General features: G+C 34.2%; 13 protein-coding genes. 12 read left to right on the top strand and 1 reads right to left on the bottom strand.

Features of this window, described 5'->3' with window-relative positions:
- The first annotated feature begins 198 nt into the window (after positions 1–198).
- From ABTV69_RS11990 to ABTV69_RS11955, 8 genes are all read left to right on the top strand, one after another.
- Complete coding sequence (locus ABTV69_RS11990) at positions 199–1239, top strand: SDR family oxidoreductase (protein WP_433829038.1); 1041 nt, start codon at positions 199–201, stop codon at positions 1237–1239.
- 4 nt (positions 1240–1243) lie between these two features.
- On the top strand, positions 1244–1891 hold the full coding sequence (locus ABTV69_RS11985) for an NAD-dependent epimerase/dehydratase family protein (protein ID WP_433829036.1): 648 nt from the start codon (positions 1244–1246) through the stop codon (positions 1889–1891).
- A 12-nt stretch (positions 1892–1903) separates the two neighbouring features.
- Complete coding sequence (locus ABTV69_RS11980; protein ID WP_433829034.1) at positions 1904–2707, top strand: helix-turn-helix domain-containing protein; 804 nt, start codon at positions 1904–1906, stop codon at positions 2705–2707.
- A gap of 172 nt (positions 2708–2879) precedes the next feature.
- Positions 2880–5189: a DNA topoisomerase 3 gene (locus ABTV69_RS11975; RefSeq protein ID WP_433836645.1), complete on the top strand. Its 2310-nt coding sequence runs from the start codon at positions 2880–2882 to the stop codon at positions 5187–5189.
- 319 nt (positions 5190–5508) lie between these two features.
- Positions 5509–5985 (top strand): DUF6265 family protein, encoded by a 477-nt coding sequence (locus tag ABTV69_RS11970; RefSeq protein ID WP_433836643.1) that lies wholly within the window; start codon positions 5509–5511, stop codon positions 5983–5985.
- Positions 5986–6084: 99 nt separating this feature from the next.
- Positions 6085–6588 (top strand): DUF6265 family protein, encoded by a 504-nt coding sequence (locus ABTV69_RS11965; RefSeq protein ID WP_433836641.1) that lies wholly within the window; start codon positions 6085–6087, stop codon positions 6586–6588.
- A gap of 329 nt (positions 6589–6917) precedes the next feature.
- Positions 6918–7283, top strand: a complete 366-nt coding sequence (locus ABTV69_RS11960) for a hypothetical protein (RefSeq protein ID WP_433836639.1) — start codon at positions 6918–6920, stop codon at positions 7281–7283.
- A 25-nt stretch (positions 7284–7308) separates the two neighbouring features.
- Positions 7309–7764, top strand: coding sequence for a hypothetical protein (locus ABTV69_RS11955; protein WP_433836637.1), 456 nt, complete (start codon positions 7309–7311; stop codon positions 7762–7764).
- Between the two features lie 554 nt (positions 7765–8318).
- On the opposite strand, the gene ABTV69_RS11950 is transcribed toward ABTV69_RS11955, so the two are convergent.
- Positions 8319–9479, bottom strand: a complete 1161-nt coding sequence (locus ABTV69_RS11950) for an MFS transporter (protein WP_433836635.1) — start codon at positions 9477–9479, stop codon at positions 8319–8321.
- 217 nt (positions 9480–9696) lie between these two features.
- On the opposite strand from ABTV69_RS11950, the gene ABTV69_RS11945 reads away from it, so the two are divergent.
- From ABTV69_RS11945 to ABTV69_RS11930, 4 genes are all read left to right on the top strand, one after another.
- On the top strand, positions 9697–12021 hold the full coding sequence (locus ABTV69_RS11945; RefSeq protein ID WP_433836633.1) for a TonB-dependent siderophore receptor: 2325 nt from the start codon (positions 9697–9699) through the stop codon (positions 12019–12021).
- A 78-nt stretch (positions 12022–12099) separates the two neighbouring features.
- A complete protein-coding gene (locus ABTV69_RS11940) occupies positions 12100–13254 on the top strand; it encodes a PepSY-associated TM helix domain-containing protein (protein WP_433836631.1) in 1155 nt (384 codons plus the stop codon).
- A 108-nt stretch (positions 13255–13362) separates the two neighbouring features.
- Positions 13363–14088, top strand: coding sequence for a hypothetical protein (locus ABTV69_RS11935; RefSeq protein WP_433836629.1), 726 nt, complete (start codon positions 13363–13365; stop codon positions 14086–14088).
- Between the two features lie 235 nt (positions 14089–14323).
- Positions 14324–16627: a TonB-dependent siderophore receptor gene (locus ABTV69_RS11930; protein WP_433836627.1), complete on the top strand. Its 2304-nt coding sequence runs from the start codon at positions 14324–14326 to the stop codon at positions 16625–16627.
- Positions 16628–16691 lie beyond the last annotated feature (64 nt).

Raw genomic sequence — 16691 nt, 5'->3', positions numbered from 1 at the left:
TTTAGTGTCCGAATTTTATTAGAAAGGTAAATCGTACAGTTGCTTGGCTTTAACAGCTTATTTCGTTATTGATCTTTTAGAACACGCCATTTATTTCTGATCTAAAATCTGGACTTTTCAACACAATAAATTTGGACTTTACAACAAAATGAGTCATTGCTTTTAAACTGAACTTTGCAGTATTAAAATTTAAAAAAAATGACAAATTCAAAAGACAAAACAGTTTTAGTTACAGGAGGTTCAGGTTTTATTGCCGTGCATTGTATTTTAAAATTATTACAAGAAGGCTATTCGGTTCGAACAACACTTCGTTCGTTAAGCAGAAAAGAAGAAGTCCAGCAAATGCTTAAAGTAGGCGGCTTTAATTCTTTTGAAAAACTTTCGTTTATCGAAGCCAATCTTTCCAGCGACAACAATTGGGATGAAGCCGTTAAAGGTTGCGAATATGTATTGCATGTGGCCTCGCCTACTCCAGCGATTCAGTTTACACATGAAGATGAATTGATTAATCCTGCTAAAGAAGGAGTTTTACGTGTTTTAAAAGCTTCTAGAGATGCAAATGTAAAAAGAGTCGTTTTGACTTCTGCTTTCGGCGCAGTAGGCATGGGGCATAAAAATCGTAAAACACCTTATACAGAAGAAGATTGGACCAATATTGACAGCAACATTCATGCGTATCAAAAATCGAAAACCATTGCAGAGCAAGCCGCTTGGGATTTTATCAAAAACGAAGGCGGTCATCTTGAGCTTTCAGCAATAAATCCGGTAGCCGTTATGGGACCAATTTTAGGTGCAGATTTTTCGCATTCCCACAGAATGGTAAAGCAGATGCTGGAAGGCGAAATCAAAGCTTGTCCGAAAATCTATTCCTGCTATGTAGACGTACGCGATGTAGCCGATTTACATCTATTGGCCATGACACATCCAAATGCAAACGGAGAACGATTTTTAGCAACAACAGGAAATGTTTTATCGATGCTGGATGTAGCTAAAATTTTAAGACGAAGATTAGGCGACAAAGCACTTAAAGTACCCACTAAAGAACTGCCAAACTGGATCTTAAAATTGAGTGCTTTAAAAAATCCATCGCTTAGAATGATTGCTACTTTGATTGGACAATACATGCAGGCAAGCGGAGAAAAAGCAAAAAAATCATTAAATTGGTATCCTCGTTCTAATGAAGATTCGATTGTGGCAACGGCAGAAAGTTTATTCAAATTAGGTCTAATCAAAAAATAAAAACATGAAAATTATTATAACAGGAGCTACAGGAATGGTTGGCGAAGGCGTTTTATTGGAATGTTTAGAAAACAAAAATGTAACCGAAGTCCTGATTGTAAATCGTAAACATTACGAACTGACTCACGCGAAATTGAAAGAACTTCTTGTTCGAGATTTTATGCAATTAGAAAATTTCACCGAACAGCTAAAAGGTTACGACGCTTGTTTTTATTGCGCCGGAATTAGTTCTGTTGGCATGAAAGAAGAGCAGTATTCGTTTATAACTTACGATACAACAATCGCTTTTGCAGAAAAATTATTGCAGTTGAATCCTGATTTGGTTTTCAATTTTGTTTCGGGAAACAGAACCGATAGTTCGGAAAACGGAAAAGTGATGTGGGCGAGAGTAAAAGGCCGAACAGAAAATGCTTTGATTAAATTATTTGGTAAAAACCAATACAATTTTCGTCCGGCAATCATGAAAGCAACTAAAGGACAAGTGAATGTAAAAACGATTTATAAAATATTAGGTCCGCTGATTGCTCCTTTTTTTCCTCAAAAAACATTAACACTCAAACAAGTCGGACTTGCGATGATTAATGCTGTTTTGAAAGGTTATCCAAAACAAATTCTGGAAGTAGATGATATTGAAGAATTGGCAAAACAATAATGCACTCATAAAATGAAAGAAACTGCTATATCTGCCTGTTATGTAACGCCTTCGCTTAATGCGGAACAATTCGTGCCAGACCATTGTTTTATGTATTTAATTAAAGGTTCAATGTTGGGGTATGATGGGAATAAAGAATATAAAATTAAACCTGGAGATTATGGCATTGCGAGACGAAATCATTTGGCAAAATATACCAAACAACCTGAAAACGGCGAATTTAAAAAAATCTATATTTTATTTGAACAGGATTTTTTAAGGACTTTTAATGAAACGTATCAATTTAAAATAGAAAATAAAAAAACAACAGGCGGTATTATTGAATTGAATAAAAATGTATTGGTTAAAAACTTCATTCAGTCGCTTACGCCCTATTTCACTGAAAAAGGAACTATCGAAGAACAGTTTCTGAATGTAAAACGAACCGAATTGCTTTTAATCTTATTGAAAGTCAATCCCGAACTTGCCAATATTATGTTTGATTTTAGTAATCCAGAAAAGATAGATTTAGAAGCTTTTATGGTTCGTAATTTCAGATTTAATGTCAGCATCGAACGTTTTGCCTATTTGACAGGAAGAAGTTTATCTGCTTTTAAAAGAGATTTCGAAAAGATATTCAACGCCACTCCAAGTCATTGGTTAGTACAAAAACGCCTCGAAGAAGCGTATCATTTAATTGATAAAAAGAATAAAAAACCTTCTGACATTTATTTGGACTTAGGTTTTGAGAACTTTTCACATTTTTCGTTTGCGTTTAAAAAATTGTTCGGACATTCGCCGAGAGCGCTTATAGATGGAAAAAAAAATAGGGATTAAATCTCAACGATTAGCTTTTTCATTATAAATATAATGATTTTACACTTTTCGTTCTTTTGCCTTAGAGAACAAATAGTATATTAAAAAACTTAGAATCTTAGCATCTTAAAACCTTAGCAACTTTTTTTATAAAAAATTCCCTAATTTCGCCTATTAATCAAGAAAGGAGAAAATGAAGGTCTGTATTGCCGAGAAACCAAGTGTAGCACGTGAAATCGCATCCGTATTAGGTGCCAATACCAAGCACGATGGCTATTATGAAGGCAACGGTTATGCGGTGACCTACACTTTTGGGCATTTATGCACTTTAAAAGAACCTAACGATTATAAACCGCATTGGAAAAGCTGGGATTTGAACAATCTACCGATGCTTCCTGAAAAATTTGAAACCAAAGTCGTTCAGAATTCGGGAATCCAGAAACAGTTTAAAATCATTAAAAGCCTTTTTGAGAAAGCCGATGTTGTTATAAACTGCGGGGATGCTGGACAAGAAGGAGAATTGATTCAGCGTTGGGTGATGAACGAAGCGCATTACAAAGGCGAAATTCAGCGTTTATGGATTTCATCTCTTACCACAGAAGCCATTAAAGAAGGTTTTGAAAACTTAAAACCCTCTTCAAATTACGATAATTTATTCTACGCTGGATTTTCTAGAGCGATCGGAGATTGGCTTTTAGGAATGAATGCCACGCGTTTGTACACCGTAAAACATGGCGGCTATAAACAAGTTTTGTCTATCGGACGTGTACAGACACCAACTTTGGCAATGGTTGTAGAACGTTTTAGAGAAATCGAAAACTTTAAACCTCAGCCTTACTGGGAATTGCAAACTTTGTATAGAGAAACCCTTTTTAGTTATGAAGAAGGGCGATTTCTGAACAAAGAAGACGGTGAAAGTATTGCCGCAAAAGTTAAAGAAAGTGATTTCGAAATTGTTTCTGTTGACAAAAAGAACGGAAACGAATATGCTCCAAAACTTTTTGACTTGACTGGTTTACAAGTGTATTGCAATCAGAAATTTGGATTTTCTGCGGAAGAAACATTGAAAATTGCGCAGACTTTGTACGAGCAGAAAGTTATCACCTATCCCAGAGTGGATACGACTTTTTTGCCTGGAGATATTTACCCAAAAGTACCCGGAATTCTGCAGAAATTAACCCACTATGCTGAATTGACTGAACCGCTTTTAGGTAAAAAAATCAAGAAATCGCCAAAGGTTTTTAACGATAAAAAAGTAACCGATCACCACGCGATTATTCCAACAGGAATTCAGAATAATCTGCCTCACAATCAGCAGCAAGTTTATGATATTATTACAAGACGTTTTATTGCTGTTTTTTATGATGATTGTTTGGTTGCCAATACCACAGTAATCGGAAAAGCGGCTGATGTAACTTTTAAAGCAACAGGAAAAGAAATCTTGAAGAAAGGTTTCCGTGTGGTTTTTGAAGATCCAAATGCAAAGGAAAAAGAACCCGATTTATTGCCAAGTTTTACTGTAGGCGAAAAAGGGCCACATGAACCTTCTTTTCTTCAAAAAGAAACTAAACCGCCCAATCAGTTTACTGAAGCGACTTTATTGCGTGCAATGGAAACCGCTGGAAAACAAGTTGACGATGAAGATTTACGCGAATTGATGAAAGAAAACGGAATCGGGCGTCCGTCAACACGTGCCAATATTATCGAAACGCTTTTCAAACGCCAATATATTGTTCGAAACAAAAAACAAGTTTTACCGACTTTAACTGGAATTCAATTGATTGATACAATTCAGAACGAATTGGTAAAATCGGCCGAACTTACGGGAACATGGGAAAAACAGCTAAAAGATATTGAAAAAGGAACTTTTACTGCTGCAGCATTCATCAGAAACATGAAACGCATGGTTGAAGCATTGGTTTACGAAGTGAGAAGCGAAACCAAACATGCTAATATTTCACATGCCGCAACGATTCAGAAACCTGTTGTAAAAGCAGAAAAAGAAAAAAAGAAATCCTCTGGAATTTCGGCAGAAACATGTCCGAAATGTCAAAAAGGAAATCTGATAAAAGGAAAATCGGCTTTTGGATGCAGCGAATACAAATCGGGTTGCGATTTTGTATTGCCTTTTGTTTTTCATGATAAAAAAATCACAGAAAGCCAATATTTACGATTGGTTCAGAAAGGTTCTACCGTAAACATAAAAGGCTTCAAAACTGATTCTGGAACTGTTGAAGGTTTGATTCGTTTTGAAGAAAATTACAAGCTAAAATTAGAACCAAAGAAAACAGACAAAAAAGCGGAATCAAAAGAAAACCCAGATGCTTTAGTTTGTCCGAAATGCAAGAAAGGAACAATTTTAAAAGGCAAAACTGCTTATGGCTGCGCCGAATATAAATCGGGTTGCGATTTTAAAGTAACTTTCGACGAAGTTCGCGAAAAGTTAAAAGATCAAAAACCAACAAAGGAATTGGTTTACTCGATTTTAAGTGCTAGTGTTTAGTGTTTTTAGCCACAAATTATTTTTTTCAGCCACGAATTTCACCAATTTGCACGAATTTATTTTGCCACAGATTAAAATTATTAAAATGATTTTTTGTTTCACGCTGATTCTGCAGATTTAATTAGATTTTAATAATATAAAATCTGGGCTTATCTGCTTAAATCTTTATAAATCTGCGTGAAATTAATCCTACTAATCCTTTCAATCTGTAGCAAACATGCATTTTTTCAAAAAATTAATTCGTAAAAATCAGTGTAATTTGTGGCTAACTTTTTTTTCATACTTTAGTACTTCCATTTAACACCAAAAAACCATAAATATGTTTCAGAAAATTACTCTTATCGCTTTTATTATAGCTTTTGCATCTTGCCAGAAAAAAGAAACCGTTGAAAAAGACAAAATCAAAAAAGCAGATTGGTTAATTGGAAATTGGGAAAACACTACTCCAGAAGGTGTTTTATCTGAAAATTGGCAAAAACTAAACGACAGTACTTTCAGCGCATCATCGTACTATATTAAAGGAAAAGACACTTTGCATTTCGAAACTATTATTCTAGCGCAATTGGGCGAAACATTGACTTACAAAGCAACTGTAAAAGGACAAAATGATGACAAACCGGTCTTCTTCCCTTCTACGTTAGAATCAGATCAACAATTGGTTTTTGAAAACGCAAAACACGATTATCCTCAAAAAATAACGTATACAAGAGGTGCCAACAATACTTTAACTACTGAAATTTCAGGGAATTTGAATGGAAAACCGGGTTCTGAGAAATTTGTGATGACGAAGAAATAGTTTTTTAATCTCGTAAAGACGCTGAGTCGCAAAGTTTTCTATTAATTCGCTTTTCATTTTAAAAATGTTATTCAAAAAATTAACTATAAAAGAATGATTATGAAACTAAACTTTTCTTTTTTCTTGTTACTTGGATTGATTATGATAACTTCTTGCAAAAAGGAAATCAAAACAGAAACTCCTATTGTTAAATCATATGATAATCTCGAAAAAGCAGCATGGTTTATTGGCGAATGGGGAAATAAATCTAAAGAAGGCGAACTTACAGAACGCTGGAAAAAAGAAAATGATTCGGTTTATTTTGGTGAATCTTATTTTGTAGTGGGAGAAAAAGATACCGTTTTTGCAGAGCACGTAAAACTCGAAGATAAAAATGGCAAATTATCTTTTACAGTTACTGTTCCAGGACAAAATGACGAACTTCCTGTTACTTTTATGATGACTTCATCTACAGATAATCAGATTGTTTTTGAAAACCCAAAACACGATTATCCGTCTAAAATTGTATATTATAAAGTTGGAAATGATTCTTTAGTTGCAGAGATTTTCGGTTTGAAAAAAGGAAAAGCGGCTTCTGAGAAGTTTTTAATGGCGAAGAGATAAGTATTTTTAAATGTGGTTTATTATACTTGCTCTATCTTTTTTTTGTCTTATTGTTCTAATAAGAAGTATACGGTATTTAAAGTATTCTTTTATTCCGAAATCATTCATACCTCTTGAAAGCAAAATAGTTTGTTTTGAAGAAAGGATAAAATGGCGAGATGCTATAGATGCAGGCAATCCAAAAGTAGCAGAAACATATTATACGCCAATTATAGAATATACTTTTAATGGCGAAAAACATACCTATCAGGGACAGTTTCCTATAAGGTTTGAAACTTATAATTTCAATCGCAAAATAGTATTATACATTAATCCCAAAAAAACATCTGATGTCAGACATAAAGTTAAAAACTATTGGGAGTGAAATATGGAGAGGCTATGACAAGAACAATGAGATTCGAACTTTCTTAATAAATCTAATCCAAAGCGGCATTACTTCTTTTATTTTTAAACACAATCGAATAGAACAATCAATGACCATGTTCGATTTTAGGTTTTATTGTATAGAAAATGGGATTGAAAAAGAGTTATTCTACCTTAATTGCAAACATACCCGAACAACTTTGCTTTCTTTTTTATCAATTCTTAAATACATTACTGAAAACTATGAAATTGATTTAGTAAATGAATTCGCAAACGATGGTTATTTTTATGATAGTAAAAAGCAAGAAATTGTGCGATATATCTATCCGTAATTTTTAGAATATATAAACCAATCCGATGAAAAAGTTTTTTTTATTAATTCTATTTTCAATTCTAACATTAAGTTGCGACATGAAGTCCCAAAATTATATTGATGATATTTGGGATAATTTTTCATTTAACTCTACATTATCAAATAGTACTCAAATTATTATAAAACAGTATGATTCAACAATAACAAATAAAACCGTAAATGTTGAATCATATAATCCAATTAAAGAATACAAGACAAATTCAAAACAACAACTTAAAGATTTTGAAGCCATTTTTATAAATTCAGAAAAGACAGGTTATTGCTGTTGTCCGAAAAGCTCCTTTTCCATTCATTTTTTTAACAACAAAAAGGAAATAGACTTCTTTTATGTTGATACTCTTGAATTTAAAGATAAAGTACGAATTTGCGAACAGAGCTATCAATATTCATACATTATTGAAAAACAAAAATGGAAAGATTATTTAAATGAGATAAAATAAAATCATTCGCTTCAAGGAACTTCCAAATATGCGATCGTAAATCTCAACGGATTGAAATCCGTCTCTACAATATGTTACATTCCTACGGAATTTTTAAGCGTTGTGTGCTTTTTCAGATAGCAAATTAGAAAAAAATAGCGCACTTTGCGTAAATCTTTGCGCCTTTGCGGTAAAAAAGAAAACCTCAGAACCTTAAAAACCTCTGACGGATTGAAATCCGTCTCTACAATATGTTGCATTCCTACGGAATTTTTAAGCGTTGCGTGCTTTTTCAGATAGCAAATAAAACATAGCGTTCATTGCGTAAATCTTTGCGCCTTTGCGGTAAAAAAGAAAACCTCAGAACCTTAAAAACCTCTGACGGATTGAAATCCGTCTCTACAATATGCTTCATTCCTACGGAATTTCTAAGCTTTGCGTTCTTTTTTTAAATAGCCAATTAGAAAAAAATAGCGTGCTTTGCGTAAATCTTTGCGCCTTTGCGGTAAAAAACGTCACAATAAGAAAAACTCAGAACCTTAGCATCTTAGAATCTTAGCAACTCTAAAAAAAAATCACTCATTCTCCCCGATCTTATTCACCATAAAGATCATTAGAATACCTAAAAGCGCCATAATTAAGAAAGCCCATTTCATGCTTAAATATTCAGAAATAAAACCAACCATTGGCGGAACCAATAAAAATCCTAAATAACCAATTGTTGATATAGAAGTTAAGGCAGAACCACTGCTAAGATTTGAAGATCTTCCGGCAATACTAAATACTAGCGGCACTACGCAAGAAACCCCAAACCCGATTAAAACATAACCGAAAATAGTTGGGTACGCATAAGGCAATACAAAACAAAGTCCGAAACCAGCTGTGATTAATATTCCGCTGTAAAGCAAGATTTTTTTAGTCCCAAATTTCATTACGCCATAATCACCAAAAATACGTCCTAACGTTACTGCCGAAGCAAAAAACACAAAAGCGGCGCTGGTTAATTTTGGAGAAGCTTTTAATATATTTTCGAAATAAATTCCGCTCCAATCGTACATCGTGTTTTCGCAAGCCATAGAAACGAAACAAATCAAGGAGAATTTCACCAGATTTTTTTCAGGCATAGAGAAGAACTTCTTCTTAACCGGAACAGGCTCATTATGAATACTCATCGGGTAAAAACAAGCCGTTAAGGCCAACATAAAAATACTCACTCCCAATAAATGGTGCGATGGTGCAATATGCTGTGTTACCATTACATAGCCTAAACCGGCTCCAGAGAAAACGGCAATACTCCAAACGGCATGAAAACGCGTTATAATAGACTTTGGGTACAATTTCTGTACTTCGAGAGACTGTGCATTTATCGATAAATTGAAAATATTACGAGAAGCTCCAAAGAATAAAAGGATAATAACCAACTGCCAAACAAATGCCGCCAAACCAGGAAGAGACAACGCTACATTGAACATAACTGCTCCAAGAAGCATAATATAACGGCTGCTGTACTTATTTAATAACTTTCCTGTAAATGGCATTGTTAGCATTAAACCAATTGGAAAAGCGAATAAAACCGCTCCAAATTCGGCTTCAGACAAATGCAATTGGGCTTGTATATGCGGAATTCTTGAAACCCAAGAAGAATAACCAAAACCTGACAGAAAGAAAAAAACAGTGTTGGCAATACGATATCCTCTAGGGGTATTTTGGATCTTTTTAAAGAATGGTAAAATCATGAAGTCATTTTTCAGACCGCAAAATTAAGGCTTTTTAAAGTTTATCGCACTACAATTCCAAATAAGAATTTTGATTAATCGCTCCAAAATCAACATTTAACAATTTAGTGCACAAATGGTAAAAATAAAAATTGTTAAAGTTATTTTAATTTTTACATTTGCACTGTTTTTATTAATTCTAAATAAAAACTATTTTATAAACCAAATAAAAGTAGCAATGAATTATGTCAGTTTGAAGGCTTCACGTCTTCTATTTTCAATCAGTTTTTTATTTTCGTTCTTATCTGTTTTTGCGCAACAAAATCACGGAAAAATTAAAGGAACCATCACTACCTCAGACGGCGATGCTGCCGCTGGAGTAAACATTATTCTTAAAAATTCTAAATATGGTACTGTTTCTAATGATGACGGTACTTTTGATTTTAATAAAGTAAGAACCAATTCCTATACTCTTCAGGTATCTTTAGCAGGTTACGAAACCGCAGAAACTGAAGTTGCAGTAACAGAAAACGAGACTACAACGGTTAATCTTCAGCTGAAAGTTTCGAATAAAGAATTAAAAGAAGTTATTATCAGCAGTCCGAAAAGTATTGTATCTAAAAAAACCGATTACGTTGCGAGAATGCCTCTTAAAAATTTAGAAAATCCACAAGTTTATAGTGTCATTCATAAAGAATTATTGCAAGAGCAAGTTGCTGTAGATATAAGAACTGCCGTACAAAACTCTCCTGGTGTAGTTTCTATAAGTTATCCCTCCGGAGGTGTTGGCGTAATTTTTAGAGGATTTTCGACAGGAATAAATGCCCGTAACGGAATGGAAACGGTTTCTGGACGTTCCTCTGTCGATCTTGGAAACGTTGAACGTATTGAAGTACTCAAAGGACCGTCAGGAACTTTGTTTGGCTCTACAGTATCTTCTTTTGGTGGAGTGGTCAATTTAGTGACTAAAAAACCTCATGAAACAACTGCTGCCGAAATCTCATACACGACAGGAAGTTTTGGCTTAAACCGACTTACCGCTGATGTCAATACTCCATTAAATAAAGACAAAAGTGTTTTATTCAGAATTAATATGGCGGTTAATAGAGAAAAAAGTTTTCTAGATTATGGTTTCAATAATGCTTTGCTTTTTGCACCAAGTCTTACTTACAAAGCATCTGAAAAATTAACTTTCAATATTGATGCGGAACTTTACAACGTAAACAACACCAGACGTACGTACAATACTTATGCTGCAACTTCTGGAATTACAAATCCGACAGATTTAAAAATAGATTATAGAAAATCTATGTTTCATGATGATAATGATGCAAAAACCAAAGCAACTAAAATTTTTGCTCAAGCAGAATATGAAATATCAGAAAACTGGAAATCTACCACTGTATTTTCGTTTGTTGGCGAAGATGTAGAGCGCAGTTATCAAAGTTACGCCGTGTGGAGCTCTCCTACTCAGGCAGCAAGAAGAGTTGGACTTTGGGGACCAATTTATAACAACTACACAAATATTCAAGAAAACTTAAACGGAAAGTTCTCAACAGGAAGCATTAAACACAAATTCCTTGCAGGTATCAATTACAGACTGTACAGTGGTGCGTTTTCTGGAGGTACTACTTTTACACTTGATAATATCGATGTTACCACTCCATTCTCTCCTATTAGAAGAAAAGCAGTTGATGCCGGTCTTGTTCTGACCACATCGCCAGTTGCAGATCAAAAAACGTTTAGCGTTTATGCTTGTGATGTAATCAATTTTACAGATCGCCTTTCGGCTATGTTGAGTTTACGTTTGGATAATTTTGACCGCGAAAAAGTCGGTACAGTTGAAGGATATAATCAAACCGCTTTAGCTCCAAAATTAGGATTGGTTTATGAAGTACTGAAAGACCAAGTTTCTGTTTTCGGAAATTATATGAATGGTTTTCAAAATATGCAGCCAGTAACACAGCCAGATGCAACCCAACTGGTTTTAGATCCTATTTATGCCGTACAGTATGAAGGAGGAATTAAAGCTGAGGCATTCAATAAAAAATTGACGGCTTCTGCTAGTTATTACAATATTACAATCGACAACGCAACTCGTGTTAACGCTTCTGGCTTTACAGAACAAGATGGAAAACAAGTAAGTAAAGGTTTTGATTTTGAAGTAATGGCAACTCCTATAAACGGATTAAATATTGTGGCGGGATACGGTTATAATGACAACCGAATCGTAAAAGCTTCTGATGCTTCAATTGAAGGAAACAAAGCAACTGGCTCTCCTGAAAATGTAGTGAACTTCTGGACTTCATATACTTTCCAAAATAAACTTAAAGGTCTTGGTTTAGGATTGGGGGCGAATTATGTAGACAAAAATTACTTTACTGCCGATAATACTTTCTATATGCCTTCTTACACAACATACAATGCATCTGTATACTACGATCGTTCGTCATGGCGAGTTGGATTGAAATTTAACAATATAACAAACGAAAAATACTGGGATTTCTGGGGAACTTCTCAAGCTCCAACAAATATTTTGGCTAGTTTGACCCTTAAGTTTTAGAACCAAATTAAAATTTAAAAAAAAAGCACCTCTCCATAAGTTTTGAGGTGCTTTTTTAATAAAATCGTTTACAGCGATATGACATTTAAGAATTTTATAAAGAAAACGCACTTATGGCTCGGATTATCTTCTGGCTTAATTGTTATTATACTCGGAATTACAGGCTGTTTGTACTCCTTTGAAGAAGAACTTCGGCCGATGATTCATGATTACTATTTTGTCGAGCAGGTCAAAAATAAAAAACTCCCTATCAGCTCTTTAATAAAAATTGCAGAAGAAACAAATAAAAAGATTCGGCCACAACAGGCATTTTCTGGATGCCGAACATTTAATGATCCCAGACGTACTGCTGTTTTTTGGTTTTATGAAGAACTAAACAAAGATGCTGTTTGGTATTGGAATCAGTATCAGACCAACTATGTTTACTTAGATCCTTATACGGGAAATGTAAAAAAAATAGAGAATTATAATTTTGAGTTTTTTGCTTTTGTTCGAATGCTGCATCAAACACTTTGTTTCAATAGCAAAATTGGCGATCCAATCACAGGAACTGCAACCATCATCTTTATTATTTCATTAATTACAGGTTTAATTTTGTGGTGGCCAAAAAATAAAAGTGCAGCAAAACAGCGTTTTTGGTTTCAATGGAAAAACACCACGAAATGGAAGCGTAAAAACTATGATTTGCATAATATTTTAGGATTTTATATGTTGATTTTCACTTTATTAATTGCCTTAACTGGATTAGTATGGGCTTTTGAATCCTACGACAAAGGAGTACAATGGCTCTTTAACGGAGGAAAAACATTTGCTAAAAAAGAAAAAATTGTTTCAGATACAACCCAATATACCAAAATCAGCGCTGCAGATAAGATATATAATGCCACTCTAAAGGCGCATCCTAAAGCAAAAAGCTACTTCTTATTTACTCCAAAAGAAAATGATTCTTTGGCGACTCTTCAAACCTTTATTCGATACGAAAATCGTTTTAATGACGTATCAATGCTATTTGACCAGTACACAGGTAAGAATCTTAAAACTACTGCTTATAAAGACAAAAATAATGGCGAGAAATTTAGATTTATAAATTACGATTTACACGTTGGCAGCATTCTCGGATTTCCAGGAAAAGTGCTTGCATTTTTTGCTAGTCTGGTTGCTGCAAGTCTACCTGTAACAGGCTTCTTAATTTGGTGGGGACGAAATAAGAAAAAGAAAAAAAAGAGTTCTTAACGTTTTCGTCCTAATTTATTGGTCTTTTTTACGGTTTTAATTTTTAATTATTCTAAATAAGACTTATGTTTGTAAAAAATATCATTCTAATAATTTAAACTTGATCTTATGAAATCAAATACTTTAAAAATAGTAAGCTTTTTATTTCTAATGCTTTTTGCAGCACCTCAACTTTTTGCTCATGCACTTTGGATTGATACAAAAGCAACAGGAACAAAAGGAAAAGCTCAGGAAATTTCTGTTTACTTTGGAGAATTCTCTGATAACGATATTACAAAAGCTGATAAATGGTTTTCTGATTTAAAAGATTTTTCTCTGGTGGTAATTTCTCCTTCAAAAAAAGAAACAAAATTGACTTCAAAAGCTTTAGACAATAAATACCAAGCTTTCTTTACACCAGACGAAGACGGAGTTTATACGATCGTAATGCACCATACGGTTGGTGATGTTTACGGAACAATGAAATTAGATTATAACTCAAGTGCCACTGTTGTGGTTGGAAACAAATCGGCAGGAAATGTAGCTACGGCTAACAACAATAAAATCAGTGTTTTCTCTGAAAATGCAGATGTAGCTAAAAAAAATGCGGTAATCAATGTTTCTGCTTTGTATGAAGGTGCTATTGCAAAATCTCAAAAAATTAAAGTAATCGCTCCAAACGGATGGGAAAAAGAATTATGGACAAATGACAAAGGCGAAATTTCTTTTACTCCTATCTGGTCTGGAAACTATATGGTTGAGTTTGCCTATACAGAAAAATCTGCAGGAGAACACAACGGTAAAAAATATGACGAAATCTGGAAAATGGCTACTTACCAAATTGCAGTAAAATAATCTCAGAAAATTTCATTCTTAGATTTTAATTTCAATTTAAAAAACCTTGCTTCGCGGCAAGGTTTTTTTTGTTATTATTTATACTAAATTAAAATAACATTAGAAAATTCTTAAGACAATCTTAAGAAAACAATAATCAAGATTTAAGAAAGAAAAGCTTCTTAAAATTTCGTTAACACATTGATGGCATTGTATATTTGCGCCGATCTATTTTTATTGAATCTAAATAAATACCATGAAATATAATTTACTATTTGCATTAGGATTATTAAGTTTTGCTTCTTATGCGCAAGACTATTCAAGTAATGAATCTACTTCTTCAGTAACCGATACAGTTAAGAATAAAAAAGGCGAAATATTAAATGAAGTAGTTGTCTCTAAAACAAAAGAACCAAAACCAGTAACGGCTGTTCGCTCTGGATTAAAACCAATGGACAACCCACAAAGTGTACAAATTATCGGTTCTGAAGTTATCGAACAGCAACAGGCAATCCGTTTAAGCGAAGTACTTAAAAACGCTAATGGTGTTTACGTAGGTTCTGCTCGTGGTGGCGCTCAAGAGTCTTTCTTCTCTAGAGGTTATGACATGTCTGCAAATAATATGTTTAAAAACGGATTCCGTTACAATTCAGGTTCTATTCCTGATGTTTCTGGTCTTGACAAAGTCGAATTCTTAAAAGGTAGTGCGGCTTTATTATTTGGAAACGTAGCACCTGGAGGAATTTTAAACTTAGTAACTAAAACACCTCAATTTAAAAGCGGCGGAGAAATCTCTATGCAGTTCGGAAGCTACGCTTACTATAAACCAGCATTTGATTTCTACGGAGGCTTAAATAAATCGATCGCTTTCAGAATTAATGGTTCTTACGAGAACTCAGAAAGCTTTAGAGATGTGGTGAAAAACAAACGTTTTTACATTAACCCGTCTTTACTTTTCATCATTAATCCAAAAACGCAAATTACAGTACAAGGAGATTATTTAAGTGCCGATTGGACACCTGATTTTGGAACTGGAATTATTGGAAAAGAAATCTTAGATCTTCCACGTAGCGCATTCTACGGATCGCTTTGGTCAAATGGTACAACCAAATCTTCAAGCGCATCTGTATTGTTAAATCATGATTTCAATAAAAACTGGAAACTAAACTTTAATTCTTCATTCCAAAATTATGATAGAGGAAGTTATTCAACAGCACAATTATCAGGATTAGACACTTACCCTACTCCAGGAGATTGGAACAGAGGTTTAACAAAAAATAAAAACTTAGAGCAAATCTTAGGAGACCAATTAAGTATACAAGGAAATTTCAATACAGGTTCTGTAAAACACCAAATTTTCACTGGTGTAGATTGGGAAAACTCGTTTGCCACAGCGTATACTTTTACATTTGACGAAAAATATGTACAAACTGGAACAAAACCAGATGGAACACCTATTTTCGGTCCAACACTTTATGACACTATAAACTTATTCACTTTTGATCCAGCAGATCAAAGAATGGATATTCCGACAACAGACAGAGCTACTCAAATTACAAAAACAGATACGAATCGTTTTGGAGTTTATTTTCAAGATTTCATTTCGATCACAGACAAATTCAAAGTATTGGCAGGTATAAGATGGTCTTGGCAAGAAGCTGAAGTAAGCACATACAAAGAAACCAAAACTGGCGCTGGAAATCCGCAAGATGCAATTCCTACGATTACGCCAAAACGTTTAGACAATGCATTTTCTCCAAAAGCGGGATTAGTGTATCAGCCCACAAAAGATGTTTCTATCTTTGGAAGTTATTCTACTTCTTTTACACCAAACACAGGAACAACTGTTGATTTACAACCGATCGAAGCTTCTATTATCGATCAATATGAAGTGGGTGTAAAAACAGATTTCTTCAAAGGTTTATTAAGCACAAATGTTACCGTCTACCAAATTACAAACAGCAACTTAGCGCAAATGGCACCAACAAAAGCAGACGGAAGCGACAATTTTGACGCAAACATTAAAATGTTAAGCGGAGAAACTAAAAGTAAAGGTGTTGAAGTTGATGTTACAGCAAGACCAGCAGACGGTTTAAATGTTATTGCAGGTTATAGTTATAATGACATGCGCTACACTAAAACGTCAGGATTAAATGGAAGCTTTGTTGAAGGAGACCGTGTAGCGAGAACACCATTAAATACTGCTAACTTAAGTTTCTTTTATACTTTACAGTCAGGAATATTTAAAAACGTTTCTTTCGGAGCAATCGGAAATTACATTGGAGACCGCCTTGGAGGATGGAATGATGATTATGTATGGACAGAAAACAAACCTTCTACTACTCCGAAAACCTATACGGTAACCATTAGAGATCGTGATATCCCATTAGACGGTTATGTCACAGTTGATGCATCTGTTGGATATACTTGGCAAAAATTCTCGATTCTTTGCAAACTATCAAATATTACAAATACATTAAATTATACTGTTCACGAGAACTATAGTGTGAACCCAATCGCTCCTCGTCAGGTGATGACAAGCTTGCGTTACAAGTTCTAAAATATTGAATTAGAGTTTTGATTTTATCCCAAGATTTTCAAGTAAAACTGAAAATCTTGGGATT

The sequence above is a fragment of the Flavobacterium anhuiense genome (assembly GCF_050990855.1).
Lineage (GTDB): Bacteria > Bacteroidota > Bacteroidia > Flavobacteriales > Flavobacteriaceae > Flavobacterium > Flavobacterium anhuiense_C.
The sequence above is the reverse complement of the archived record's forward strand: the minus strand, read 5'-3'. Positions and strand labels throughout refer to the sequence as shown.

Bases quoted from the DNA above. Each gene is read 5' to 3' on its own strand.
- ABTV69_RS11990 (WP_433829038.1), top strand. From the start codon at position 199: ATGACAAATTCAAAAGACAAAACAGTTTTAGTTACAGGAGGTTCAGGT.
- ABTV69_RS11985 (WP_433829036.1), top strand. From the start codon at position 1,244: ATGAAAATTATTATAACAGGAGCTACAGGAATGGTTGGCGAAGGCGTT.
- ABTV69_RS11980 (WP_433829034.1), top strand. From the start codon at position 1,904: ATGAAAGAAACTGCTATATCTGCCTGTTATGTAACGCCTTCGCTTAAT.
- ABTV69_RS11975 (WP_433836645.1), top strand. From the start codon at position 2,880: ATGAAGGTCTGTATTGCCGAGAAACCAAGTGTAGCACGTGAAATCGCA.
- ABTV69_RS11970 (WP_433836643.1), top strand. From the start codon at position 5,509: ATGTTTCAGAAAATTACTCTTATCGCTTTTATTATAGCTTTTGCATCT.
- ABTV69_RS11965 (WP_433836641.1), top strand. From the start codon at position 6,085: ATGAAACTAAACTTTTCTTTTTTCTTGTTACTTGGATTGATTATGATA.
- ABTV69_RS11960 (WP_433836639.1), top strand. From the start codon at position 6,918: ATGTCAGACATAAAGTTAAAAACTATTGGGAGTGAAATATGGAGAGGC.
- ABTV69_RS11955 (WP_433836637.1), top strand. From the start codon at position 7,309: ATGAAAAAGTTTTTTTTATTAATTCTATTTTCAATTCTAACATTAAGT.
- ABTV69_RS11950 (WP_433836635.1), bottom strand. From the start codon at position 9,479: ATGATTTTACCATTCTTTAAAAAGATCCAAAATACCCCTAGAGGATAT.
- ABTV69_RS11945 (WP_433836633.1), top strand. From the start codon at position 9,697: ATGAATTATGTCAGTTTGAAGGCTTCACGTCTTCTATTTTCAATCAGT.
- ABTV69_RS11940 (WP_433836631.1), top strand. From the start codon at position 12,100: ATGACATTTAAGAATTTTATAAAGAAAACGCACTTATGGCTCGGATTA.
- ABTV69_RS11935 (WP_433836629.1), top strand. From the start codon at position 13,363: ATGAAATCAAATACTTTAAAAATAGTAAGCTTTTTATTTCTAATGCTT.
- ABTV69_RS11930 (WP_433836627.1), top strand. From the start codon at position 14,324: ATGAAATATAATTTACTATTTGCATTAGGATTATTAAGTTTTGCTTCT.